This is a genomic window from Erythrobacter sp. HA7-11, from assembly GCF_055693605.1.
The window spans coordinates 933,996-959,915 of the sequence record NZ_JBVFUF010000002.1 but is presented as its reverse complement, the minus strand read 5'-3'; the positions used below and the strand labels follow the sequence as shown (position 1 = coordinate 959,915).

Sequence of the window (25,920 nt, the reverse complement as noted above, 5' to 3'; positions counted from 1 at the left end):
GGCGCATGGCGATGAGCGATACTCCAAGCAATGAAGAACTGGTCGCGAACCTCGTCACGCTGCTGACGGTGGAGCGGACATCGGACGACACCTTTGTCGGAAGCCCGCAAAAGGGCGGAATGGGCCGTGTCTTTGGCGGACAGGTGCTCGCGCAAGCCTTGCAAGCCGCCCAAGCAACCGTGGGCGATGGCAAACAGGCGCATTCGCTCCACGCCTACTTCCTGCGCGGCGGCAAGGAAGGTCCACCGATCGACTATGCAATCGCGCGCGATTTCGACGGACGCAGCTTTTCCAACCGCCGTGTCGTCGCCAGCCAGACCAATGATGCAGGTGAAAGCAAACCGATCCTCAATCTCACCGCCAGCTTCCAGATCCCGGAAGACGGGTTGGAGCATGTCGACGCGGACATGCCCGATGTTACCGGGCCAGACGAGCTACGCACCGACATGGAGATCCGCCGCGAGACTGTCGAAAAGCTTGGTGACAAACTGGGTGAGGCCCAGCGCAGATTGATGCTGCGCCCGCGCCCGATTGAAATGCGCACCATCGACCGGCTCCATTGGATGAATTCGGATAAGAAAGAGCCGCGCGCGCACAGTTGGTTTCGCACCGCAGCCCCGCTGCCCGATGATCCATCGCTGCACCGCGCCATTATTACCTATGCGAGCGACTTCACGCTTCTGGGCACAGCCGCCTTGCCCCATGGCTTAAGCTGGATGCGCGGCGAACTGACCGGCGCCAGCCTCGACCACACGATCTGGTTCCACCGCGAAGCGCGGGCAGACGAATGGCTGCTCTACGCCACCGACAGCCCATGGTCAGGCCGCGGGCGCGGCTTCAACCGCGGGCGCGTCTTCAATCAGGCCGGCGAACTGGTGGCCAGTGTAGCGCAGGAAGGGATGATCCGGCGCCGCACCAAAAAGGCTTAGTGGGTCAGGAATATCGGCAGGTCAGGCTCGGTTATCGCACGCCGCGTCACTCCGCCCAGCAGCATCTCCGACAGGCGCGAATGGCCATACGCCCCCATCACCATCATCGCGCATTCCCGCTGTTTTGCGGCTGAGATGAGGACGGCGGAAGTTTTCGCCTTGTCCTTGGGAATTTCGACCATTTCCACGTCGACGCCGTAGCGGGCGAGATATCGCGCGCCTTCTGCGAGATCGAAATTGTAGCGGTTCGGGTCTTTGTCTCCTGCAACGCTCGCCAGATACACTTTGCTCGCTGTTTTCAGCATCGGTAGAGAGCTGCGCAGCGCCTTGCACGCCTCCGACGAGCCATTCCAGGCGACCAAGACCGGCGCTTGTGCGTCGAACCGCTTCAAGTCGTCCGGTACGACGAGCACAGGGCATGAAGCCTTCAGCACCAGCTCTCCGATCATCCGCGATGGCCCTTTCATCTCGCCGACATCGTGCGGACCGACCAGGATCAAATCTTGCAGCGCCGAGAGTTCAAGCAGACGAGTTTCGGCCATTCCATGCAAGAACACCCACTCCCATGAGATGTCCTCATTGGCGAGATCAGCTTCGATTTTGGCGCGATGCTCTTCGGCTGCCTCGCGGATTTTGGGAAGCGCCGCTGCCATCGCGGAACCATAAAAGTCGCCCGGCGCAAAGATTTCGTAGCTGACCGCTTGGAGGCAAGTCACATGCGCATCATGTGCCCGCGCCAAATCCAGCGCAGTTTGCATGCGCGCCTCCATCCCGGCGTCATTGTTGATATGAAGCAATATCGATTTCATGCTCGGTCTCCTTCCGTCAATCTTCATTGTGCCTTGAGTGGATGATAGCATTGATCAAGATCAATCTGCGCCGCGATACGTGTAGTTCCGGATGCAGCTTGAGGGCAGTGTTGCGCGTGTCTATGCTCGACCTCAGGAGAACGCTGCCATGCAGATCACACGCCACAAGCCGGTAAAAACGACGCTCGAGCCGAGCAACCATCCCTATCTTTCCGGGCCATGGACGCCGGTGCACGAAGAGGTGGATGTTGATGAGCTTGAGGTGATCGAAGGCGAAATTCCAGCCGATATTGACGGCATTTACCTGCGCAACACCGAAAATCCGGTGCATCAGCCGCTCGGCCGCCATCATCCCTTCGATGGCGACGCAATGGTTCATCAGGTCAGCATTTCCGGAGGCAAGGCGAGCTATCGCAACCGTTTCGTGCGCACCGACTGCTTTGAGGAAGAGCAGATCGCGGGCGGCGCGCTCTGGGGTGGGTTGATGGACCCGCACGGCACCTCAAAACGACCTGGATTTGGCGCGCATGGCGGGCTGAAAGATACCGCCTCGACAGATATCCTGGTGCACGCGGGCACGGCCATCGCGACACTCTACCAATGCGGCGAGGCGTGGCAGCTTGATCCGATCACGCTGGAAAACCTTGGCAAAGCCTCTTGGGGGCCGCTCGACGGGGTTTCAGCGCATCCCAAAGTGGATGAGGAGACCGGAGAGCTGATGTTTTTCAACTACTCCAAGCACGCACCCTACATGCATTACGGTGTGGTCGATCGCTCGGGCAAACGCGTGCACTACGTGCCGATCCCGCTCCCGGGTCCGCGCCTGCCGCACGATATGGCGGTCACCAAGAACTGGTCGATCCTCAACGACATGCCGCTGTTCTGGGACGAAGAATTGCTCGAGCGGAACATCCACGCCGCGCGCATTCACGAAGGCGTGCCGACCCACTTTGCGCTGATCCCGCGCTATGGCCAACCGGAAGATATCCGCTGGTTCGAAGCCTCGCCCACCTATGTGCTGCATTGGACCAACGCCTATGAGGAAGGCGACGAGGTCGTGCTCGAAGGCTATTACCAGGACAAGCCGATGCCCGACCCGATCGAGGAAGCGGGTAAATACGGGCACATGATGGCCTATGTCGACGAGCATTCGTTCCTGCCGCGCCTGCATCGCTGGCGATTCAATCTGAAGACCGGCGAGACGACAGAAGAGCGTCTGTCGGATCGGATCGTCGAATTTGGGATGATCAATCCTGAGTTCCTGATGCGCAAGTCGCGCTACATCTGGTCGACCACGACCAAGCCCGGCTGGTTCCTGTTCAATGGCTATATCCGCCACGACACCGAGACGGGTGAGGAGCAGGTGTTTGAGCTGCCCGAGGGCGTCTATGCCAGCGAAAGCCCGATGGTCCCTCGCAAGGGCGCGACATCGGAGGCCGACGGTTACTTGGTCACCTTCCTGATTGACGAGAACAATGGCACTTCTGAGCTCGCCATTCTCGATGCCAGCGACATCACAAAAGGCCCGATTTGCCGCGCGCGCCTGCCGCATAAAATTTCCAGCGGCGTGCATTCAATTTGGGTCGAGCATGCGCAGCTAAAAGCGGATCGAGAATTCAAACGGAAGCTGCTTGACGCAGCCTGATACGTCAGCGCAAAGCCTTTCTCGTCTATTTATTGAAACTTATGGCTGGGCCACGCATTGGTTCAGCGAGTTCGAAATTCTACCAATCGAGAGGAAACTCCCATGGCATATGCACTTATCGACCTGCCTTACGACGACACCGCGCTTGAACCCGCGATTTCGGCCAACACTTTGTCGTTCCACCACGGCAAGCACCACAACGCCTACATCACCAAGATGAACGATGCGATTGAGGGCACAGATCACGCCGATGCTGCGATGGAAGACATCGTCGCTGCGGCGCGTGGCAGCAACCAGGGCCTGTTCAACAACGCTGCGCAAAGCTGGAACCACGCATTCTACTGGCACTCCATGGCCGAGAGCGAGACCGCTCCATCGGCAGATCTCGCAGCCAAGATCGACGAAGCTTTCGGTTCGATGGATGAGCTCAAATCGCAGCTGAAGTCGCGCGGCGCTGGCCACTTTGCCAGCGGCTGGGTCTGGTTGGCGGAAAAGGATGGTAAGCTTTCGATCGAAGAAACCCACGATGGCGACACGCTGGCGGACAGCGGTTTCAACCCGCTGCTGACGATCGATGTGTGGGAACACGCCTATTACCTCGATCACCAAAATGCGCGCCCAGCCTATCTCGACGCAGTGGTCGACAACAAGCTGAACTTCGCCTTCGCCAGCGAGAACCTCGCGCGCGGATCGGCTTGGACTTACCCGAAGTAAGCACCCGCTTCACAAGCAAACGAAAGGCCCGGTCTGCTTCATGCAGGTCGGGCCTTTTGCTTTGGTGCAAGGTTAACCTGGCATCGTGTAGTAGGTCGGTGAACCGGGTCCCACGGGGAAGCCGAGGATGAAAGTCCACAGATAGAAGAAGATCGACCAGAAGAAGATGAAGAACATCGAATAGGGCAGCATCATTGCGATCAGCGTGCCGACGCCCAGGTTCCGGTCATAGCGCGTTGCCCAAGCGAGGATCAGTCCGAAATAGCTCATCATCGGGGTGATGATATTGGTGGTGCTGTCGCCAATCCGATAAGCGGCTTGGATCGCCTCCGGCGAATAGCCGATCAGCATCAACATCGGCACGAAGATCGGGGCGGTCACTGCCCATTGCGCGCTTGCCGAACCGAGCGACAGGTTGATCATCGCGCACAGCAGAATGAACAGGAAAAAGATCAGCGGCCCGGTCATTCCAGTTTCGACCAGGAAATTCGCGCCTGTCACCGCTGTGATTGCGCCCAAATTGGTCCAGCCGAAAAAGGCGACGAATTGCGCGGCGAAGAACACCAGGACGATGTAGAGGCCGAGCGAGGCAAGCGCCTTTGCCATCGCGTCAATCACATCGCGGTCGGTCTTCATCGTGCCCACCGCGCGGCCATAGGCATAGCCGAGCGCGACGAAGAAGATGAAGATCCACACCACGAACCCGTCGAAGAACGGACTGTCGATCCGGTCGCCATTTTCCGGATTGCGTAGCACGCCCCATTCCGGGATCAGCACCAGCGCCATCAGCCCCAGCACTCCTAGCAACGCCAGTCCCGCCCAGCGCAGGCCTTTGCGCTCTTGCGGCGTGACTTCGTCCATCATCTTGGCATCGAGAATGTCGGGATCAGCCCCTGACGGATCGTATTTCCCCAGCTTGGGCTCGACAATGTAAATGGTCACCAGCGAACCGATCAGCGTGATGAGGAAGGTCGAGGCGACCATGAAGTACCAATTCGCCGTCGCCACCACGGTGTATTCCGGGTCGATGAGCCGGGCTGCCTCTTGGGTGATGCCAGCAAGCAAGGGATCAATCGTTCCGATCAGCAGGTTGGCGCTGTAGCCGCCAGACACCCCGGCAAACGCCGCCGCCATCCCGGCCAGCGGATGCCTGCCCAGCGCATAGAAGATCGCGCCTGCCAGCGGGATCAGCACGACATATCCAACCTCTGAAGCCGTGTTGGACACAATACCAGCGAACACAATCGCGACCGTGACAAGGTGTTTGGGCGCGCCGAGCACCATGCTGCGGACGGCTGCGGACAGCAGGCCTGAATGCTCGGCCACGCCCACGCCCAGCATCGCGACCAGCACCACGCCCAGCGGTGCAAAACCGGTGAAGTTGTCGACCAGATTGGTGAAGATACGCCTGATGCCGTCGCCATCCATGAGGCTGACCGCGCGGATCATGCCGTCTTCAGCGACACCTTTAGCGCCCAGAGGCCGGGGATCTTCGACCGCCACACCCAGGCCGCCCAGAATGCCTGAAAGCAGAACGATGCCAAGCGCGAGTAGCGCGAATAAAGTCACCGGATGTGGAAGCAGGTTTCCCAGCCATTCGACGGTGTCGAGAAAACGGGTGAAGGCGTTGCGTTTTTCGGGTTGCAAAGATGCGGCACTTGGCTGGCCGTCGGCCATATGGTCGTCTCCAGAATCTGTGTCTTGCCTCAGCTACACGAACCGAGATGAACGACAACCTGCTTCACCAACTTGTGAGCCTCCACGAGAATTGGGCGGGCAGAAAAGGCGATGCCGTAATAAAATGAACTGGAGATTTCGGCAGGCAATAAAAAAGCCCCGCTTAAGCGGGGCTTTTGATCATGCTCTCAGAAACTTATCCGAAGAGCCAATCCCAAATAGAACGACCTGGCATAGTTTGCCTCCTGTTATTGCTCACGCAGTAACATTAGGTTTACCATTGCGATTTGTAAAGAATTAACCGTAATCAGTTCGGCGTGATACGCTATCCTTCTGTAACTTAAGTGTTTCTTGCAATTGCGACAGCGGCTGAGGGCGCGATAGGTAATAACCCTGAGCCATATCGCAGCCCATTTCTGTTAATTTTTCGAGCGTTTCACGCGTTTCGATTCCCTCAGCAACCGAGGTGATTCGCATCTCTTTCGCCAGCGCGATCAGATTTCCGACAATCGCCCGCGCCGCAGGAGAGCGAGTAATCTGGTCCACGAACATGCGATCAATCTTCAGTTCGTGAAATGGAAGCTGGTAAAGCGCGTCCAAGTTCGCACTGGCAACGCCGAAATCGTCGATCGAGAATTTGATACCTGTCTTACTGATGCGCTCCATAATCTCGCGCGCGGCGGCAAAGTCCTCAACCCTCGCGCTCTCAGTCATTTCGATCGTGATAAGCTGTGGGTCGGCACCCGTTTTGACCAAAGTCTTTTCAATCTGATCAGCAATTCGGCTGTCAACAAACTGGATCGCCGAGACGTTGACGGAAATCCGCATGTCGAAGCCCGCGTCTTGCAAAATCCGGCAGGCGGAGAAGCTCTTGTACAGCACCCGCTTGGTCAGCTCATCAAGCCGCCCGACGCGCTCACACTGCAGAATGAATTGCGACGGTGGGATTTCGCCCCGCTCTTCATCGACCCAGCGCGCCAAGGCCTCTGCGCCAGACATCTGCCCGGTAGACAAATCAACCTGTGGCTGAAGCTTAATTGAAATGCGGTTTTGCGAAAGCGCGTCTTCCAGACGAGACTGCAACGAATAATCCCAGCTTTCGCTGTCCGCCTCAAAATCTGAAATGACAAAAACCGGGCGATACGCCTCCCTCGCCTGGTCAGCGGTACGCGATCGCGGAACTGATGCGTTTTGACATGCTGTTAACAGCAGATTCGTCGGCTCCGATCGTTATCGAAACATCGAGCGATCTTTTGGATACTGTTACTGCCTGAGAGGCAACGGCACGCAAACCCTCCAAATGGCTCTGCAAGTCTGGATAGTCGGCCTTTGGCAGAACGAACGCAAAATACTTGCCGCCATCATAATATATCGTCGGACCTTCGTCGCCCAAGGTCAGTCGAGATGCAACCTGCCGCAGATAGCGCCGCTGTTCAGCTGGCGAGATGGACACAAACACAGCGTCTAGACGGGCCACCTTCGCAACAACAATGCTGAGGGAGCCATCGGACTTGTTGTCTTCCAAGTCTCTACGCAGCGCAACGAAGTTTGGAAGCTTGCTGCGCGGGTCGATGAACAGATGGCGACGGCGGAAATAGAATGCCCCGCGCATACCGGCGAAGACAACGCCAATCATCAGCGGGTCGATCAGCTGGATACGCACTCCTAGGAGCGCAGCCATTACAAATACTGCCGCGAAAAGACCAAGCCAACCTGTATATAGAAAGCGGCGTGAGCGATCTGAGCCCGATATAAAAATCAAGAAGATCAATGCCAGGCCAAAGCACAGTAGAGTGACTTTGTTTGTAACAAAGTCCCCTTGCCCATTCAGCGCCGTCTCTGCCGCAATGATGTGCATCAACGAGACGGGTATGCGGCCAGCCACCGTATTGGGCGCTTTCAACATCTCCTCATCATCTGACAAGTTTCCGATAAAGACGATCTTGTTTTGCAGGTTGATTGAGTCAGACAAGCTTGTCTGACCGAATTCAGTGATGTCAAACTCAGGAATCGTGGAATTCGTGATCGAATAATTTACCGCGAGTGGTTCTGTGGCTGTTCCCCCGAACGCCAAAGCATTCCACAAGGATGGATGCAGCTTATCTATGCCGGGATGACCCGGCTCGATGCCCCAGACAAACCCGAGGAAATCTGTCTGATAGTTGCTGCTGGCAACACGCATTCCGGCTTCGAAATACGGGGCATGGCCGTAAGCAAGAGCGTTTGTCGACAAGGTATTGTTTACAGGACGTGCCAAAACCACGCGGTCACGCGCACCCCAGAGGGCGTTGCGGAGCTCCTCATCCAGACTGTCGGAGCCACTCCGCCGAAGCGGGGTATTGATAACGATCAACTTCGCGTCGGCTTCTTGAAGACGCTCAACGCTTTTGAGGATGTAGGCGTTTTGAGCCTCTGCCGTATTTGCAAGATCGCCAGATTTATCGGTTACGAAGACGATTTCTCCGCTCGGCTCTTGGCTGAATATCTTCGATTGCATCGACCAAACGGCGATGTCGAGTGGCCGGAAAATCGTCAGCGCAGCGGCTATCGCAGCCACGATGATCGCAATCATCGCGTGCTTGAGCCTTCCTGAGGCAGAAAATTTTCGCGCGAAATCCAGCAAAAAACGTTCCTCGGTAACCCGTAGGTGCTACCCGAGTTTGGTTAACATCATATTGGGACTGCAATTATAGCGCGATTGCAGGCACTTCCACGTATTCTGCAGCGCTTTATCGCCGTGATTCACGTGCTCGCGTGATAAAAATCGTAGATTTGTTGGGCGACTTTATCGCTGACACCGGGCGCGCGTTGCAAGTCTTCAAGCGCCGCCGCGCGCACCTTGCTGGCCGTACCGAAATGCAGCAGCAGCGCGCGCTTTCTTGCAGGACCGATGCCAGGAATTTCGTCCAGGGGTGAAGCGGTGATCGCCTTGGAGCGTTTCGCGCGGTGCGCGCCAATGGCAAAACGGTGCACCTCATCACGCAGGTTTTGCAGATGGAACAGCACCGGCGAATTGGTTGGCAACATCTTTTCGCGCCCATCAGGGAAGTGGAACACCTCCCTACCCTCGCGCCCATGATGCGGTCCTTTGGCAATCGCGATCACTGGCACATCATCAATGCCCAGCTCGCCAAGCACTTCCTGAACGCTCGACATTTGCCCCTTGCCGCCATCGAGCAGGACAAGATCAGGCCACACGCCTTCACGCTCGCGGTCAGGATCATCCTTCATCGCTCGGGTGAAGCGCCGCTCCATCACTTCGCGCATCATCGCGAAGTCGTCATTGGTCTGCGCGGACTTGATATTGAATTTGCGATATTGCGACTTCTCGAAGCCTTCCGGTCCAGCAACAACCATCGCGCCGACCGCCTTCGTGCCTTGAATATGCGAGTTGTCGTAGATCTCGATCCGCTGAGGCGGACCCTCCAGTTCGAGGAATTCAGCCAGCTCGCGATTGACCTTCGCCTTGGTGCCGCTTTCGGCCAATCTCCGATCGAGCGCCTCAACTGCATTGCGGCTCGCCTGCTCCATCAGCTTACGCCGGTCGCCACGCTGCGGAACCGAAAACTGCACTTTCTTCTCGGCAAGCTCGCTCAAGGCTGCCTCGATCAGCTCGCGTTCGGGCAGCTTGCGGTCGACCAGAACAGTCGGGGGCGGCGGCACTTCCTCGTAGAATTGCAGGATGACATCGGCGAGCACCTGAGCATCCTCGACATCCTTGGTGTGGGTCGGGAAAAATGCGCGATGCCCCCAGTTTTGCCCGCCGCGAATAAAGAAGGCCTGGATACCGACCTGCCCGCCCTTGCTGGCAAGCGCGAATACGTCCGCATCGCCGACACCGCTGGCATTTATCGCCTGGCTGCCTTGGATGAAGGTCGCCGCGCGCAGCCGGTCGCGCAGAATAGCGGCAGTCTCGAAATCGAGTTCCTCCGCAGCCTTGGCCATCTGTTTCTCAAGGTCGGCCTGAACCTTGCCCGATTTACCCGCGAGGAAGTCCTTCGCCTGGTCGACGAGCCCTTCATAGTCCGCTTCACTGATCCGCCCGACGCACGGCGCGGAGCAACGCTTGATCTGATAGAGCAGGCACGGTACCGGTCGCGATTGTTGAAGAAGCTGTCAGTGCAATTCCTCAGCAAAAACAGCTTTTGCAGCGCGTTTAGGGTCGTATTGACGCTGCCAGCGCTCGCGAACGGGCCGTAGTAATTCCCCTTCGCTTTACGCGCCCCACGATGCTTGTGAATGCGCGGAAAGGCATGGTCGCTGCGCAGTAGAATGAACGGGAAGCTTTTGTCATCGCGCAGCAGCACATTGAAGGGCGGGCGATAGCGCTTGATCAGCTGCGCCTCGAGCAGCAGCGCCTCGGCTTCCGAATTGGTGGTGATGATCTCCATGCTACGGCATTGGCTGACCATCCGCTGGAGCCGCCCGGACAGGCCGTTGATCTGCGTGTAATTTGCAACCCGCGCCTTCAGGCTGCGCGCCTTGCCGACATAGAGCACGTCGCCGCGCGTATCGAGCATCCGGTAAACGCCGGGTATCGGCTTGAGCGTCTTCACCGTTTCGCGGATCGCGGTCACGCCGGCCTCAAGATTGGGCTGCGCGCTCGCAACCGTATAGGCCGCCCGCTCCTCGTTAAAGCGGTCGGCGCCTCTTGGATCGTTGGGAGTTCCTGCCGGTGTGCGCGCCATAGCGACTAACTAGGGATTGAGGCTGGCCGAGAAAAGCGCTGAGTGAAAATCACCCCCAATGTCGTGTTCATACAAGTAAAAATTGAGTCCAACTTCGATTCAGCACGCCTTGTCGCCATCCGATATTCAAAAACAACAATATTTGAGAGTATTGAATGATAAATATAACAGGTGGGTTGCCTTAGTTTAACTAACGGAGGCAAATAAATGTCTAGTTCAGAACATCACGGCATGAAGCCGCTTGAAGGTCTTTCGGCTCACTGCGTGCGCGCCAGCTATGGCGAGCAACAGCGAGACGACCGGTTCGGGCGGATGTTCGATTACATCAATCCCAATTACACGCGCCCCGACATCATTCAGGCGATCGGGAAAAAGGGCGGGCCGATGGACGGCAAGTCCAAGGATAACCGCACGGACACCGTGCCTGTGGGCATGGTCTTCTTCGGCCAGTTTGTCGATCACGACATCACGCTCGATGCCTCGACAACGTTCGACAGCGTCGTCGACAATCCCGGCGAAATCGCGAACGTGCGCACGCCGACACTCGACCTCGATTGCATCTATGGTCTCGGACCGGAGGCTCAGCCCTATCTCTACGAGCAAGGAGGCGCATTTGGCGGCGTCAAGCTGCTGACCGGTGCCGACAATCCGGGCCAAGCGGGGCTCAATGACAGCGATCTGCTGCGCAGCCCCAATGGCCGGGCGGTGATCGGCGACCCGCGCAATGATGAAAACCGCATCATTAGCCAAATTCAGCTGGCTATCATCCGCTTTCACAACCACGTCGCGCAGACGCTTTATGACGAGCATGGCCTCGAAGGGCATGAGCTTTACGAAGCCTCGCGGCAGCAAACGACGTGGCATTACCAATGGGCGGTTGTGAACGACTTCCTCACCGCGATGTGCGGCGAGCCGGTGGTCGAGAAAATCCTTGGCTGCGGGCGCGAGTTTTATTGCAGCCATGTGCCTTTCATCCCGATCGAATTCTCGGTCGCCGCCTATCGCTTTGGCCACTCGATGATCCCGATGAAAATCCAGGTTCAGAAAGGCAAATCGCGGCTTGAACTGTTCGGCACGATCTTGGGACGCGGCTTTGACGCGTTGACCGATCCGAAGGGCGTTGTTGACTGGCACGAGCTGCTCGACACGCCGCTCAACCGGCAGGTTGAACGCGCACAATTGCTCGATACGAAGATGGCGGGCGATCTGCTTGACCTGCCCTTCGTTACCGAAGGCGAGGCATCGCTGGCGACGCGCAACCTTCTGCGCGGCAACACCTTCCTGTTGCCCGCAGGCGAGAAAATCGCAGAGGCGATCGGATGCGACGAAGCAACGATCAAGAAGGTCTTGAAGAAGGTGGCGAAGACCAACGCCGATCTCGGCGATGAAGGCATCCCCTTGTGGCTCTATATCCTCGCCGAGGCTGAGGTGATTGGCCGCGCGGAAAGCAATGGCAGCACCAAAGAAGGCGAAGGTTTGGGCCCGGTTGGCGCAACCATTGTGGCTGAAACGATGATCGGCCTGCTTGAGCTTGATCCACACTCCTATCTCGGGGCCAATCGCAATTGGTCTCCGCGCGATGAATGGAACACGCTCGGCAAGCTCGTGACTGTAGCACAGCCCTGAACTCTCCTCAGGGTCGCTACGGAAGGGACGGGTGCTTCAACTCAGCCAATGCCCCCGGCGGTTGAGGTCCGTCCCTTCCAATTTTTGCGAGGCGAGCACTTCCCGCCCCGGCGACACGAATGATTGGCATTGTGCGCGCGTGCGACTATCGCGCCGGCGATGGATGATCAGCCAAATCTTTATGATGCGATAATTCTCGGCGCAGGCGCGGCGGGGCTGATGTGTGCCGCCGAAGCGGGCAAGCGAGGACTCAAAGTCGCCGTGCTCGAAAAAGCGGAGAAGCCGGGCAAGAAGATCCTGATTTCGGGCGGTGGCCGCTGCAATTTCACAAACATTCATACGACTGCGGCCAACTACCTCTCGGCCAATCCGCACTTCGCCAAGTCCGCGCTCAGCCGGTACACTCCGCAAGATTTCATCGACCTTGTGGATGCGCATGGGATCACATGGCACGAGAAAACCCTCGGCCAGCTGTTCTGCGACGGCTCGGCAAAACAGATCGTGCAAATGCTTCTGGATGAGTGCGCCAAGGCGGCGAATTTTGGCGGGCAGGTGGATGTGCTGTGCGAAGCGCATGTGAGCGCGGTGGTGAAGGATGAAGATGTTTTTGCGCTCAAAGCCAACGGCCAGACCTTGCGCGCAAGGGCGCTGGTGATCGCCACCGGCGGGCCGTCAATCCCGAAGATGGGCGCGACCGGCTATGCTTATGACCTGGCCCGCGAATTCGGCTTGAAAGTCGTGGAGCCGCGGCCAGCCCTTGTGCCGCTGACTTTGGGCGGCGAGGAATTGCTGTTCCGCGAGCTGTCGGGGGTCTCTGCGCCGGTCGTCGCGCGCACGGGCGCAAAAAAGTCGAAGGTCGAATTCGAGGAGGCCGCGTTGTTCACGCACAAAGGGCTGTCCGGTCCAGCGATCCTGCAAATCTCGTCCTATTGGAAGCACGGCGAGCCAGTGGGCATCGACTTCTTTTCGGACCGACCCAGCGGATGGCTGGTTGAATGCAAACGCCAGAACCCGCGACGCACGCTCGAAGATGTGATCGGCGAGACCCTGCCAAACCGGCTCGCCGCCGCGCTCGCAGAACAGATGCGCAGCGATCCGGGTATTACTGGGCGGCTAGGCGACAATCCCGACAAGACGCTTCAACGCGCCGAGCTCAGGCTTTCCGATTGGCGCTTCTCCCCCAATGGCACCGAAGGCTTTGCCAAGGCAGAGGTCACAATCGGGGGAATATCCACCGCCGAATTGTCGAGCCGCACGATGGAAGTGGGCAAAGTGCCGGGCCTTTACGCAATCGGCGAAGCGGTTGACGTAACCGGCTGGCTGGGCGGCTATAATTTCCAATGGGCTTGGGCCAGCGGGTTTGCTTGCGGCGTGGCTCTTGCGGAAAACATCGGCGCAAACGCGTAATTATCGAACAATCTGGCTTACCTAACGGCAATTGCTGCCGTGTGCGGCAACTTGTCTAAAAAATGAAATATCTGTAGCCCTGCAAGCAGAGCCCGAAGACGGGCCGAAGCGGGCACAGATGTGGTCCGCGTTTGCAGGAGAATCCCTTGCGTCAATTGCAGGGCATGGATTCCTCGTTCGTCGCGATGGAATCACCCAATTCGCCGATGCATATCGGCAGCGTGCTGATCTACAATCCGGAGACAGCGCCCGGCGGCTTTGTCCGGTTCAAAGACATCCTGCAATTCATTGAATCGCGCATGCAATTGTCGCGCACGATGCGCCAACGTCTGGTCCGCGTTCCGTTTGATCTCGACTATCCTTACTGGATCGAGGATCCGGATTTCGATCTCGAATATCATGTCCGCCACGTTGCCCTGCCAAAGCCTGGTGACTGGCGGCAATTGTGCATCCAGGCCGCTCGTATCCATGCCCGCCCGCTCGATCTTGAGCGCCCGCCTTGGGAATTCACCGTCGTGGAAGGTCTGGACAATGTGAAAGGCTATCCGCCCGGTTGCTTTGCGTTTGTGACCAAGGTCCACCACTCGGCAATTGACGGGATGAGCGGGATTGACCTGATGGAAGCGTTGCATTCGCTTGCCCCCGACGCGCCTCCGCCGGAAAAGCCCGACACATGGAAGCCGGAGAAAATCCCCGGCCCGGTTGAGCTGCTGGGCAAAAGCTACGTCAATGCTCTGCTCAATCCGATCAAGCAGGCGCAGGTCGCCGCTCGGGCAGTTCCGGGCATTGCCAATGCGGTCAAAGGTCTGGTGACCAAGCAGTTCAAGGTGACAAGCGACATGGTGCCGCCGCGCACCCGGTTTAACCGTTCGATTTCGCCGCATCGCGTGATCGAGGGCCGCACTTTTGATCTTAAAGAATTCAAATCGATCCGCGCCCTCCTGCCCGATGCCAAGGTGAACGACGTTGCGCTCGCCGTTATCGGCGGCGCGCTCAACAAATATCTAACCGCGAAGGACGATCTGCCCAAGAGCACTATGACCGCGATGGCGCCCATCTCTGTGCGGGCGGGCGATGAGAAAGGCGACATGGGCAATCAGGTGTCGGCGATGGTTGCACCGCTTGGTTCACATATTGCCGATCCGGCAGAGCGGCTCGCCTACGTCTATGGCCAGACGAGCAATTCCAAGGCAATGACCGGCGCAATCGGTGCGCGTACCATGACCGAGGTGAGCAAGGTCAATCCAGCGCTTTACATGGCGCTGGGTGCGCAATTGTTCAGCCGCGTCAGCCTCGCCCACCGGGTCATGCCGTTCAACACGATCGTGACCAATGTACCTGGCCCGCCGGTTCATATCTATTCCTCGGGTGCGCGGCTCGAAAGCATGGCGCTCTCGTTGATTTGCCTGACCGATGGACTGGGACTGGCGCATGTCGTCCAATCCTACGTCGACGAAGCATACATCAGCTTCACCGCGTGCCGCGATATCATGCCCGATCCGGAATTCTATTCGCAGTGCCTGCAAGACAGCTTTGACGAGCTGCTCGCCGCCGCGAACACTGTGGGCAAATCACCCGCGAAGAGGGCCGCGCCCAAGAAGGCAGCGGCAAGAAAAGCGGCGAAACCAAAAGCAAAAGCAAAAGCAAATCCCAAAACTACAAAACGGGTCAGGGGGACAACTTAATGGCGAGCATCGCTCCGAATTCAGTCATGGATGCAGAAAAATTTGTTGAAGAAACCAAGGCAAAGCCACCGCATCGTTTTTGGACATTGACCGAAGGTCGCGCCTTCTTTGAGCTTGGCGCGTTCTACGCCTCACGGCCAATATTGTCGCAGCTACCCAAGGGAGACGGGCATTCTGTCATGGTTATGCCGGGCTTCATGGCGACAAACAGTTCGACCGTTCCAATGCGCCGCTTGCTTAAGGATCTGGGCTATAGCGCGCATGGCTGGGACGCTGGCCGGAACCTGCGGGTGAACGAAGAGCTTTTGCAGATCATCGAAGCACAGCTGCACGAGCTGTACGAGACGAGCGACCGAAAGGTTTCGCTGGTTGGCTGGAGCCTTGGCGGTGTACTCGCCCGCGAGCTTGCCAAGTTGCACCCCGATCTGGTGCGCCTAGTCATCAGCCTAGGCAGCCCGATCTCGGATGATCGCAACCACACCAGCGCAGCGCGCCTCTTCAAGTTTTTCAACGGTGATGAGCCGGAGCAATTGCGCGACGGCCAATTCCAAGGACTGGACAAGGCCCCGCCAGTTCCGACCACGTCAATCCTGACCAAAACCGATGGCGTCGTGCATTGGCGCGGCAGCGTGCAGGCCGAAGGCCCGCACCCGAGCGAGAATATCGAGGTTTATGCCAGCCATTGCGGCCTCGGCGTCAACCCGAGTGTTATGATCGCTGTCGCGGATCGTCTCGCCCAGGAAGAAGGCGCTTGGAAGCCGTTTGATCCGCCTGCGTTTCGGCGCTGGATGTTCCCCAGGAACCTCCTCGACTAAAACAGCTTCCGCACGTCAAAACCGACGAACCGGCCTGTAGGGTCAATAATAAACGGCTGAAAGTTAATCGGCGTGTTGCCGTTGGCATCTGTCACGCGGCGGCGCGCATCGAAGATATTGTCGGCGCGCAGGAAGATGCGCACGTCTTTCAGAATGCCCTTTTGCTCGCCAAATAGACTGTCGAGATTGGCGAAAACCCGCACATCGAAGGTCACCAGATCATCGAAGAACAGATCGGTGCTGCCCGGCAGGCCCGTGCCATCAATCCGCGCGCTGCCGGTGTAGCGGCCCGACAAGCGCAATCCCTTGCCGTTGCGGAAGAAGCCCGCCTCAAGCCGTGTGGCGTGGCGCGACAGACCAAACTGGCCGGTGGCATCGCCATCGAGCAGGTCGAGCGGCGCTAGGCCCGGAGCAATCAGGATTTCGTTCTCAAGCTCGATCGTATGCGTGACATTGACAAAATAGCGTCCGCGACCATCGCGACCAAACCCGCCAGCAAGCGGATTGCGCGGTGGACCGCCTGCTCCTTGTCTGCCGTCTGCCCCGGGTGGACCGCCCCGCCCGGCTCCACCTCCGCGCATCATCGCCGGATCCATGCTGCAAAAGCGTTCCCGGAATTGCGCCAGGCGCTCGGGTGAAATCTCGCCGTTCTCATCACGCGCGCGGCTCAAGATACGCTCGAGGCGCTGCGGATCGAAATTGGGGAATTCGGCAGAAACGTCCTCCCCGCTCTCGACCGCTGCGACAAGACGGGTCAGGACTTCCAAGCCGTCATCGGCGCAAATGCGCTCACGGAATTGCATGAATTGCGCACGCTGCTCCTCGCTGGGAGGTCCGCCTCGCGCACCCGAAGGTGGACCGCCCGCAGGTCGACCACTCGCACCAGGACGCCCGCCGCCACCGCGCACTCCCGGTGGCGGACCGCCTCCTTGGCCGGGTCGCGCTCCACCCCAACTGCCCCGCGTGGAAAAGCGGAATTGCAGCCGGTCGCTCCGCGTTTCCGCAAATGTGACGGGACGGCGATCGAGCGCAATCAGAGTGCCCGCTCCATCGCGCGTCACACGGTTAGGAAAGGCGGCTTCGATGTCATCGGTTAGCACCGGAAATTCACTGGTAACATTGTCGGAGCGGTTGCGAATATATTCCGCCGTCAGCTGCGTTCCGCGCCAGAACGGCAATTGCCAGTTCGCAGCAAAGCGCCAATCGGCTTGTGTTTCGGCGAGCAGATCAGGGTTGCCGCCATTTGTGACCGTCGCGAGCACCGTCTCGCCATTGGTGAAATCGAACACCGGCGCGTTGAGCGTGATAATCTCCGGATTGCCGAGATTGGCGAGGCTCGGTGCGACTTCGCGCCAGATATAAGTCGCGGTGAGATCGAGATTGTCGACCGGTGCCCAAGTCAGGCTCGCTGACCAGTCGGATAAAGTCCCAAAGTCGGAAAGGTGGTCAACACCGCCGCTCAGGTTCAACGTGAAACTGCCCAGCGCATCAGCGACGGCGTTGCGCCTGCTGGTCAGCGGCAAGACGAGATTGATCCCGCCTTCAAGGTCGCCGCGCGTCAATCGCGTATCGAAGGTCGTGCGCGTGTCTTCGCTTTCGATCCGGGTCCAACTGTAGCCTGCATCAAAGGTGACAATGGCCTCGCCCGCGGGCAGGTTCGCCAACGGCCCGCGCGCGGTAAACTTCGAAGTCGCCAGCAAGTTTCGGGTGCGCGCCGTATCGAAGCCCGCATCCGCGTTGATCGGCAAGTCATCGTTCAGGGCAAGTGTTCCCGCCAGCGCGGCGTCCTGAAGCAGCTGTGTGTCAAACCGGCGATCAATCTCGGTCTCGCTTTCGCTGAGACTTGCATCGGCTGTCGCAGTCAGACGAAACAGACCGAGCGGCCTTGTGAGCGAGCCAGAGGTCGCAATCGTATCGGTCGAGGTGCGCCGCTCCAGAGGCGTTTCCGCGCCGAAGGTCCGCAGCAGGCTATCACCACCCGGATCGGTAAGCTCGACGATGTTGAGGCCCGAAAGGCTCCGGCTCTGGTTGCGGTTGTAGTTCAAATTAGCCGAAAGCGATGTGCCGCTATCGACAATCGCTTTGGCCCAGCTGAGACTGCCCTCCAAGGCGAGACTGTCGGCGATCAGTGAGCGAAATTCGGCTTGGTCAGGATCGCTCGCCAGTTCCGAAATAGAGCCCGGCGTCTGGATAATATCGCGCTCATCTTCGGTCAGCAGCGAAAGGTCGCGCGCTTCGAGGTTGAGATTGAAACGCCCGCCATTCGCGATCTGAAGATAGCCGAATTCCTGCTCCAGCGCGGTGTAGCCACCCCGCGAAGGTCCTTCAAATTCCAACTCGATCTCGCGGCTAGAATAGTTTTCCTTGAGGATAAGGTTGATAACCCGCCGGTCGGGTGAAAAGCCGAACCGCTGGGCAACCTCTTCTGGAAAGACCTCAACCTTTTCGAGCGCTTCGGGCGGGTAGGACGCGAGCTCGCGAAAGCTGCCGATCCGAATGCCGTTGACGAGGATGACGGGTCGCCCGCCCCCGCCACGCCCGCGCGCCGAACCTGTTTGGTTGACGACCTGCGTTACAAGATCGGCGATGGAGGTCACGCCTTCACTGGCGATGTCCTGCTCATTCAATTCAAGCAGCGGAGCCTGTTCGACCAGCAATTGCCCGCGAATACGCTCGCTGCGCACAACGATATCGGCACCCGATGGCGCGCCAACATTGCTGCCGATCTCGATGTCGGATTCCTCCGGACCATCGGGGTCAGACTGCGCGAATAGTGGCGCTGAAATCAGACCGAAGCTGCATACACCGGTCTGCAATAAGGATTTGAGGGTCATGAACGATCTCTTGGTCGACAGAGGCGACGTGAACAAGCCGCTGAATTGTATTGGTTTGCATCAGAAGTTTCGAAAGCAACCTGTCACTGGATGACACACCGCATCGCGATCACAACGCACAAGACTTCACTTTTGTTCACGCCATCGCTACATGCCGCGCCACAAGCGGGGCAATTGTGTCATCGCCACCACAGTTAAAGGACTTACATGGCCAAAGAAGAACTCCTCGAAATGCGCGGGCGCGTTGTCGAACTGCTGCCCAATGCGATGTTCCGGGTGGAGCTTGAAAACGGTCACGAAGTGCTGGGCCACACGGCGGGCAAGATGCGCAAGAACCGCATCCGTGTTCTCGTGGGTGATGAAGTGCTGTGCGAGCTGACGCCGTATGACCTTACCAAAGCACGCATTACCTATCGCTTTATGCCCGGTCGCGGCGGCCCCGGCCAGGGCCCCGGCCCCGCATAAATTCGAGGTGCGCTGATGGGCGCCCTTCACCTTACTCTTGGTTCGGCCAGCCCGCGGCGGCGCGATTTGCTGGCCCGGCTTGGTATTGAGCCTGATGCGGTCGCTCCAGCCGATATTGACGAGACTCCGTTTAAGGGCGAGCTGCCCCGCGACTATGCCGAGCGCATGGCACTTGAGAAGGCAGCTGCGATTACCGCCGGCGGATATGTTCTGGCGGGCGACACAGTGGTCGCGGTCGGTCGCCGCATCCTGCCCAAGACGGAGACCGAAGATGAAGCCCGCGCCTGCCTAAAGCTGATGAGCGGCAGGCGGCACAACGTCCTATCCGCCATCACACTGCGCGCGCCAGATGGCACCACACGATCACGGCTGAGCGATAATGTTGTGCGTTTCAAAGTGCTCTCCGACGAAGAGATTGAGCGCTATATTGCAGGCGGCGAATGGCAGGGCAAAGCGGGCGGCTACGCGATCCAGGGCAGCGCCGAAGGATTGATCCAGTGGATTAAAGGCAGTCATTCCAGCGTGATGGGCCTGCCACTTTATGAAACGCGCGCACTGCTCAAATCGGCAGGTTTCGACATTGGCTGAAGGGCAACAGCCGCGCTGGCTCTACGAAGAGAGCTTTGGCGAGAGACGGGCGCTCCTGCTCAAAGGCGATCAGGTTCTGGCGGTGAGGCTCAGCTGGCTGAGCAAGATCTGCGCGGGTGCGATTGTTCTAGCAAAAGTGATTTCCCGCCAGCGCGGATCATCGCGCGGCGTATGCGTGACGCGTGACGGATTTGAGGTGAATGTGCCCGATCTCCCGCGCGAAGCCAGCGAGGGACGCGAGGTGAGACTGATAATCCACCGCGAGCCAATGGCCGAACGCGGGCGCTTAAAACGCGCTCAGGGCCGCTATTTCCCTGACGAACCAAGCGAACTGCCACCGACTTCGGTGCTCAACCTTGGCGAGTATGTCCGCCACTTGCCCTCTGGCAGTTGGGAGGAAGTCTGGTCACTGGCAAGTGATGGGCAAATGCCATTTTCCGGCGGCAACCTCATTATCAGCGTCACACCTGCCATGACATTGATCGACATTGACGGGCATGGATCACCCAAGGAGCTGGCTCTGGCTGCTGTCCCTGCGATTGCCAAAGCGATCCGTTGGTTCGATCTTTCAGGCTCAATCGGCATCGACTTCCCAACCATCGACGCCAAGGCTGATCGCAAGGCGGTCGATGAGGCGATTGAGCGAGCGCTTGGCGATTGGCCGCATGAACGTACCGCGATGAACGGCTTCGGCTTAGTCCAGATCGTCGCGCGGATGGAAATGCCCTCGCTGCTGCACCGCTTTGAATATTCCCGCGCTGCGGCCTGCGCACGATATCTGCTGCGTCAGGCCAGCATGCTCGAAGGCCCTGGCGATATCCTCATCACCTGCAATCCGGTTGTGAGGCACGCAATGCCTGATGATTGGCTGATCGAATTGGAGGAGCTGACCGGTCGCGGTCCGGCCAATGTCCACTTTGAAACCAAGCGAGTGCTTGCACTTGATGCAGGCCATGCTCAATTGGTGTCATCATGACCAATCCACCCAAACCCTGCCCCATCTGCAAAAAAGCTCGGAGCGAAGACTTTTCACCCTTCTGCTCGCAGCGTTGTAAGGATCGCGATCTCGCACAATGGTTTGGCGATGGCTATGCTGTGCCCAGTCGCCCCGCCAGCCCGGAAGAGATCGCAACCGCCGATTGGGATCAGCAGGATTGAAAATAGGTGCACATCTGCGCCTATTTCCTCTTGCCAAGCGCGGCCAGCTTCGCCATAGGCGCGCTCTCATTTGCTCGCCGATGTAGACACATCGACGCCGCAGCGAATGCCCGGGTAGCTCAGGGGTAGAGCAGCGGATTGAAAATCCGCGTGTCGGTGGTTCAAATCCGCCCCCGGGCACCACTCGCTGATTGGAAGGGAATTCCATGACCCGTCGCCGCCAGATTTACGAAGGCAAAGCCAAGATCCTTTATGAGGGTCCAGAGCCGGGCACGATCATCCAATATTTCAAAGATGATGCCACTGCGTTCAATGCGGAGAAAAAGGGTACGATCAACGGCAAGGGCGTGATCAACAATCGCATCAGCGAACACGTCTTCACCCGCCTTTCGCACATCGGCATTCCGACCCACTTTGTCCGCCGCCTCAACATGCGCGAACAATTGGTGCGCCAGGTCGAAATCATCCCGATTGAAGTCGTAGTGCGGAATGTCGCAGCTGGCTCGATCTGCAAGCGCCTTGGCCTTGAAGAAGGCGAACCGCTGCCGCACACTTTGATCGAATATTACTACAAGGATGATGCGCTGGGCGATCCGCTAATCGCGGAAGAGCATATCGCTTGCTTCAATTGGTGCAGCCATGAAGAGATGCACGACATCTCCTCGATGGCGATCCGCATCAACGATTTCATGTGCGGCATGTTTGCCGGCATCGACATTCGTCTGGTCGACTTCAAACTGGAGTTTGGACGGCTTTATGATGGCGATTTCAGCCGCGTGATCCTCGCTGACGAGATCAGCCCGGATGGCTGCCGTCTGTGGGACATGAAGACCGGCGAAAAGCTCGACAAAGACCGCTTCCGCCGCGATCTGGGCGGTGAGGAAGACGCTTATCGCGAAGTCGCGCGGCGTCTTGGCCTGCTGCATGATGAAGACAATGGTCCGGGCGAAGTGCACGATCTAGCGAGCCATCGCAGCCGGTTACGCGGCGCAACGACGCCTCCGGCTAAGAAATAGACGGATTTCAGGCGATATAGCGCACAATCTGGCCTGACGGCTTGATCGACAGGTTGGCCCCAACATTGTCGCCCAGCAGCACATCTCCGTCGACCTGCGTCGGCGCCTGACAGCCAGCGATTTCGATCTCGCGCACGCTGCGGATCTCGGCATAGCCAAACCGATTGACCGGCAGCCTCAGCGCAGCGGCTGAGCTGAACGCGGCCATACGCCAGCGGGAGGCTCTGTGCAGCGTGATCAGCTCGACCGTCTCGGTGCCGAGCCCTGCCAATGGACTCAACCGGAAAGGCCCCGCGTAAAACCGCCCGCGCGCGACAAACAACGCCTCAGCCTCGCAAGCGAACGGCGAGCCATCGGCCAGCACGCCGCTAACCTGCATCGGTTCGCGCGGCCATTCTCGCACTTGTTGCAGCATGGCTGCGGCATAAGCGTAGCGCCCGATCTTGCGTTTTAAGTCGCTCGAAACGCGCGCCACAGCGCGGCTATCTGGACCGATGGACAGGCACGAAGCAATCGGCAACCCACCAAGCTGGAACAGCGGAGAATGAAGCCAGCCATCGGGCCCGGCGGCAAAGCTGCTCGCGATCCGCGCCGCCAGTGCATCGGCCTTCGCCGGGTAGGCAAGTTCACGCGCGACCAAATTGATCGTGCCGGCACGCGCAATCGCGAGCGGCGTAGCCCCGCCCTCGCCGCCCATCGCGGTGAGGACATCGCGCAAAGTGCCATCGCCGCCATGCACGCAGATCAGGTCCGCATTGCCGGAAAACTGCGCCCCATCGGACCGCGTCGGCAGCGCGCTCACAGTGAAGCCTTGTTTCTCGAACGCCGAAACAAGCGCGGCCAAACGAGCCTCGAGAAAGCTTCCGGACACCGGATTGTAGACAAGATCGAGCTTCGCCATCGGCCCTTGCCTAGCCGCTCACCAATTCCATCACCATAGCGCACCCACAGATGCCCACATTCAGGCAATTGTCACACTCGCACCAGTAGTGCAGCTAGGCCTTATGAAAATTCGTCTTATCGTGAGCATTCCGCTCCTTTTCGCCTGCCCACTTTATGCTCAAGACACCCTGCCTGTGGCAGAACCTGCGGCGGAACCCGCTTGGGCCTTCGAGGAAAGCGACGTTCCAGTCGATCAGGGCTTTGTCTTTGGCGAATTGGATAACGGGCTGCGTTATGTCGTCCGCGAAAACGGAACTCCGGACGACACCGCTCTGGTGCGGATGCGGATTGGCTCGGGCTCGCTTGACGAGACCGACAGCGAGCGCGGGCTTGCGCATTATCTCGAGCACATGGCCTTCAACGGGTCGACCGGCATCCCCGAAGGCGAGATGATTAAGCTGCTGGAGCGCAAGGGACTCGCCTTTGGCGCGGACACCAATGCGGCGACCGGGCTGGAAACCACGACCTACATGCTCAACCTGCCCAAGGCAGAAGAGGATTTGCTTGACACTGCGCTGATGTTGATGCGCGAGACGGCTAGCGAGCTCACGATTGCCCCCGATGCAGTGGAGCGCGAGCGCGGCGTAATCCTGGCTGAGCGGCGTGACCGCAATGGTTTCCAACAAAAGGCGAGCGAGGATCAGCTGGAGTTTCTTGCGCCCGAGGCACGCTTCCCGCAGCGTCTGCCGATTGGCACACTGCAAGTGCTTGAAGACGCGACAGCGGCTGACATTCGCGGCTTTTACGAGCGCACCTACGTGCCCGCGAATACCGTGTTGGTGATTGTCGGCGATTTTCCCGTCGCCCTGATGGAAGCCAAAATCCGCGAAGTGTTCAGCGATTGGGAGGCTAGCCCCGATCCGGTCGAGCCTGAGACTGGACCGGTGGTGATTGACCGCGAACCGGAAACCGACATCTATATTGATCCAGCGCTGACCGAGAGTGTCAGCATCGTCAATCTTTCGAGCTGGAAAGACCGGCCTGATACGCTTGCAACCCGCGATGAAGCCATGCTTCGCGGCATTGGATATCGCATTATCGGCAGACGACTTGGCCGCCTTGCACGCGGGGAGGATGCACCATTTCGCGGGGCGAGCTTTGGCAGCAGCAACGTGTTTGAAGACGCGCGGACAACCGGCATCTCGATCAGCACCTCTGACGGCGAGTGGGAAAAAGGCGTGATCGCTGCCGTGCGCGAAGTGCGCCAAGCGCTGGCCTTTGGCTTCACCGAGGCGGAGGTGGCAGAGCAGGTCGCCAATCTGCGCACCGGCCTTGAGAACGCGGTCGCCTCAGCTGACACGCGCACCAATGGCGGCTTCGCCAATGCGGCATTGCGGCTATTCAGCTCCGAACGCATCCCGACCGATCCGGCTTGGCGCTTGGAACGCTTCGAGGCCTTTGCACCGAGCATCACTGCCGACAGCGTGTTCGAAGCTCTGATGGCTGACCTGCCGGAGCTGAAAGACCCGCTGATCCGCTTTCAAGGGCGCCAGGCACCGGTTGGTGGGAAAGCCGCTTTGCGCGCGGCATTCGAAGCAGGAATGGTGGCTGAGATTGCTCCGCCTGAAGATACAGGCCCGGCAGAATTCGCCTACGGTGACTTTGGCGAGCCGGGCACAATCGTCGCCGACAGCCTCGACGAGCGGCTCGGCATTCGCATGATCCGATTTGCCAATGGCGTGCGGCTTAATCTGAAACAGACCGATATTCGCGAAGACCGCGTCAGCTATCGCCTGACATTGGATGGCGGAACGTTGATCGACACCGCCGAAGACCCGCTTAAAACCGCGATGATCAGCGCACTCGCCGCTGGCGGACTTGGCAAACATAGCCAAGATGAATTGCAGACCGTGCTGGCTGGCCGCAGCGTCGGTTTCAACATTTCCTCGGCCACCGATTCTTTCCGGATGGGCGGCAGCACAACCGCGCGCGATCTGGAGCTGCAAATGCAGCTGCTCACCGCCGCGCTCACCGATCCGGGTTACCGCAAGGAAGGCGAGGAACGCTACACGCGCAATATTATAAGCTATTTCGCCAATCTCGATGCGACGCCCGGGCGCACTCTTCGCAACCGGATCGGCGGGATCATCTCCGACGGTGATCCACGTTTCAGCCTCCAGACCAAGGAAGCGTTTCTCGACCGCAGCTATGAGCGCTTGCGCGCTGATGTCGGGGACCGATTTGCCAATGGCGCGATTGAAATTGCGCTCGTGGGCGATCTCGACGAGCAGGCAGCAATTGACGCTGTGGCCAAGACGCTCGGCGCATTGCCGCCGCGCGAAACCGACTTCCTACCGCGTGAAGAAGCGCGCAGCCGCACCTTTACCTCCGACCGCAGCACGCGCACGCTGACCCACAGCGGGGAGCCGGATCAAGCGCTGGTGCGAATGCTGTGGCCGACCACCGATGACAGCGACTTGAGCGAAGCTCTGCGCCTGTCGCTCCTCGCCCGGATTGTCCGTATCCGCTTGCAAGAAGAGCTGCGCGAGGCTCTCGGCCAAGCCTATTCGCCGTCCGCTGGCAGTTCGACCAGCCGCATCTACAAAGGATACGGCACGTTCGGCCTCACGGCCTCGGTCGATGTAGCCGAGCTGGATCGGACGCGCGAGGCAATCCGCACTGTCATCAGCGATCTCGCGAACGAACCGATCGATCCCGACATTGTCGAGCGCGCGCGGCAACCCATCCTTGAGGATTACGACAACCTGCTGAAATCGCTCGGCGGATGGATGAGCCTTGCTGACAATGCGCAAAGCCAGAATGACCGGCTAGACCGCTTCTTTGTCGCGCCTGACATCTTAGAAGGGTTCACTGCGGATGACGTGCAGGCCGCAGCGCAGCAATATCTCAAGGTGGATGAAGCGCTCGAAGTGTTGGTGGTGCCGGAAGAGACGGCAAGCGAAGGCGCGCCTAGCGATTAGT

The 25,920-nt window shown here is 58.8% G+C and carries 19 protein-coding genes, 1 tRNA gene and 1 pseudogene; 14 read left to right on the top strand and 7 right to left on the bottom strand.

Translation table 11 applies throughout. The features are described from left to right. Nucleotides 1-11: 11 nt before the first annotated feature. On the top strand, nucleotides 12-929 hold the full coding sequence (locus ACZ1GU_RS04935) for an acyl-CoA thioesterase (protein ID WP_472646976.1): 918 nt from the start codon (nucleotides 12-14) through the stop codon (nucleotides 927-929). Here ACZ1GU_RS04935 and ACZ1GU_RS04930 read toward each other — a convergent pair. After that, nucleotides 926-1,738, bottom strand: coding sequence for a universal stress protein (locus ACZ1GU_RS04930; protein WP_472646975.1), 813 nt, complete (start codon nucleotides 1,736-1,738; stop codon nucleotides 926-928). The two genes, ACZ1GU_RS04935 and ACZ1GU_RS04930, sit on opposite strands and share 4 nt — an antisense overlap. Before the next feature lie 148 nt (nucleotides 1,739-1,886). Here ACZ1GU_RS04930 and ACZ1GU_RS04925 point away from each other — a divergent pair, with 148 nt between their 5' ends. Together ACZ1GU_RS04925 and ACZ1GU_RS04920 are read left to right on the top strand one after the other, a co-directional pair. Next, the gene (locus tag ACZ1GU_RS04925) at nucleotides 1,887-3,383 is read left to right on the top strand and encodes a carotenoid oxygenase family protein (RefSeq protein ID WP_472646974.1); all 1,497 of its coding nucleotides are present in this window, start codon (nucleotides 1,887-1,889) and stop codon (nucleotides 3,381-3,383) included. Between the two features lie 102 nt (nucleotides 3,384-3,485). After that, nucleotides 3,486-4,097, top strand: coding sequence for a superoxide dismutase (locus ACZ1GU_RS04920; protein WP_472646973.1), 612 nt, complete (start codon nucleotides 3,486-3,488; stop codon nucleotides 4,095-4,097). 72 nt (nucleotides 4,098-4,169) lie between these two features. Here ACZ1GU_RS04920 and ACZ1GU_RS04915 read toward each other — a convergent pair whose 3' ends face one another. The 4 genes and pseudogenes from ACZ1GU_RS04915 to uvrC form a co-directional block, all read right to left on the bottom strand. Continuing rightward, nucleotides 4,170-5,774, bottom strand: coding sequence for an AbgT family transporter (locus ACZ1GU_RS04915; RefSeq protein ID WP_472646972.1), 1,605 nt, complete (start codon nucleotides 5,772-5,774; stop codon nucleotides 4,170-4,172). A 297-nt stretch (nucleotides 5,775-6,071) separates the two neighbouring features. Further along, nucleotides 6,072-6,857 (bottom strand): EAL domain-containing protein, encoded by a 786-nt coding sequence (locus tag ACZ1GU_RS04910; RefSeq protein WP_472646971.1) that lies wholly within the window; start codon nucleotides 6,855-6,857, stop codon nucleotides 6,072-6,074. Between the two features lie 76 nt (nucleotides 6,858-6,933). Continuing rightward, nucleotides 6,934-8,397, bottom strand: coding sequence for a hypothetical protein (locus ACZ1GU_RS04905; protein ID WP_472646970.1), 1,464 nt, complete (start codon nucleotides 8,395-8,397; stop codon nucleotides 6,934-6,936). Between the two features lie 119 nt (nucleotides 8,398-8,516). Further along, nucleotides 8,517-10,462: pseudogene (uvrC, locus tag ACZ1GU_RS04900) on the bottom strand (excinuclease ABC subunit UvrC). A gap of 207 nt (nucleotides 10,463-10,669) precedes the next feature. Between uvrC and ACZ1GU_RS04895 the strand changes: the two are divergent. From ACZ1GU_RS04895 to ACZ1GU_RS04880, 4 genes are all read left to right on the top strand, one after another. Next, entirely contained in the window at nucleotides 10,670-12,088 is a 1,419-nt protein-coding gene (locus ACZ1GU_RS04895) for a peroxidase family protein (protein ID WP_472646969.1), read from the top strand. Between the two features lie 159 nt (nucleotides 12,089-12,247). Further along, on the top strand, nucleotides 12,248-13,495 hold the full coding sequence (locus ACZ1GU_RS04890) for a BaiN/RdsA family NAD(P)/FAD-dependent oxidoreductase (protein ID WP_472646968.1): 1,248 nt from the start codon (nucleotides 12,248-12,250) through the stop codon (nucleotides 13,493-13,495). 146 nt (nucleotides 13,496-13,641) lie between these two features. After that, nucleotides 13,642-15,180 carry a WS/DGAT/MGAT family O-acyltransferase gene (locus tag ACZ1GU_RS04885; protein ID WP_472646967.1) on the top strand — a complete coding sequence of 513 codons (1,539 nt, stop codon included), beginning with the start codon at nucleotides 13,642-13,644 and terminating at the stop codon, nucleotides 15,178-15,180. Next, on the top strand, nucleotides 15,180-15,995 hold the full coding sequence (locus ACZ1GU_RS04880) for an esterase/lipase family protein (protein WP_472646966.1): 816 nt from the start codon (nucleotides 15,180-15,182) through the stop codon (nucleotides 15,993-15,995). Before ACZ1GU_RS04885 ends, ACZ1GU_RS04880 begins: the two co-directional genes overlap by 1 nt. Here the strand turns inward: ACZ1GU_RS04880 and ACZ1GU_RS04875 are convergent. After that, nucleotides 15,992-18,829 carry a porin family protein gene (locus ACZ1GU_RS04875; RefSeq protein ID WP_472646965.1) on the bottom strand — a complete coding sequence of 946 codons (2,838 nt, stop codon included), beginning with the start codon at nucleotides 18,827-18,829 and terminating at the stop codon, nucleotides 15,992-15,994. The genes ACZ1GU_RS04880 and ACZ1GU_RS04875 overlap by 4 nt on opposite strands. 207 nt (nucleotides 18,830-19,036) lie before the next feature. Between ACZ1GU_RS04875 and infA the strand changes: the two genes are divergently transcribed. The 6 genes from infA to purC all read left to right on the top strand — a co-directional run bounded on the left by infA (nucleotide 19,037) and on the right by purC (nucleotide 22,056). Further along, complete coding sequence (infA, locus tag ACZ1GU_RS04870) at nucleotides 19,037-19,294, top strand: translation initiation factor IF-1 (RefSeq protein ID WP_108786584.1); 258 nt, start codon at nucleotides 19,037-19,039, stop codon at nucleotides 19,292-19,294. Between the two features lie 15 nt (nucleotides 19,295-19,309). Then, nucleotides 19,310-19,882 carry a Maf family protein gene (locus ACZ1GU_RS04865; protein WP_472646964.1) on the top strand — a complete coding sequence of 191 codons (573 nt, stop codon included), beginning with the start codon at nucleotides 19,310-19,312 and terminating at the stop codon, nucleotides 19,880-19,882. Continuing rightward, entirely contained in the window at nucleotides 19,836-20,858 is a 1,023-nt protein-coding gene (locus ACZ1GU_RS04860; protein ID WP_472646963.1) for a ribonuclease E/G, read from the top strand. Before ACZ1GU_RS04865 ends, ACZ1GU_RS04860 begins: the two co-directional genes overlap by 47 nt. Next, a complete protein-coding gene (locus tag ACZ1GU_RS04855; protein WP_472646962.1) occupies nucleotides 20,855-21,040 on the top strand; it encodes a DNA gyrase inhibitor YacG in 186 nt (61 codons plus the stop codon). The genes ACZ1GU_RS04860 and ACZ1GU_RS04855 overlap by 4 nt, the downstream gene beginning before the upstream one ends. A 108-nt stretch (nucleotides 21,041-21,148) precedes the next feature. Continuing rightward, nucleotides 21,149-21,223: transfer RNA gene (locus ACZ1GU_RS04850), tRNA-Phe, on the top strand. 23 nt (nucleotides 21,224-21,246) lie between these two features. After that, complete coding sequence (purC, locus tag ACZ1GU_RS04845) at nucleotides 21,247-22,056, top strand: phosphoribosylaminoimidazolesuccinocarboxamide synthase (protein WP_472646961.1); 810 nt, start codon at nucleotides 21,247-21,249, stop codon at nucleotides 22,054-22,056. A gap of 7 nt (nucleotides 22,057-22,063) precedes the next feature. Here purC and ACZ1GU_RS04840 read toward each other — a convergent pair whose 3' ends face one another. Next, entirely contained in the window at nucleotides 22,064-22,957 is an 894-nt protein-coding gene (locus ACZ1GU_RS04840; protein WP_472646960.1) for a diacylglycerol/lipid kinase family protein, read from the bottom strand. Nucleotides 22,958-23,060: 103 nt separating this feature from the next. On the opposite strand from ACZ1GU_RS04840, the gene ACZ1GU_RS04835 reads away from it, so the two are divergent. Then, nucleotides 23,061-25,919, top strand: coding sequence for a M16 family metallopeptidase (locus ACZ1GU_RS04835; RefSeq protein ID WP_472646959.1), 2,859 nt, complete (start codon nucleotides 23,061-23,063; stop codon nucleotides 25,917-25,919). The last annotated feature ends 1 nt before the right edge of the window (nucleotide 25,920 follow it).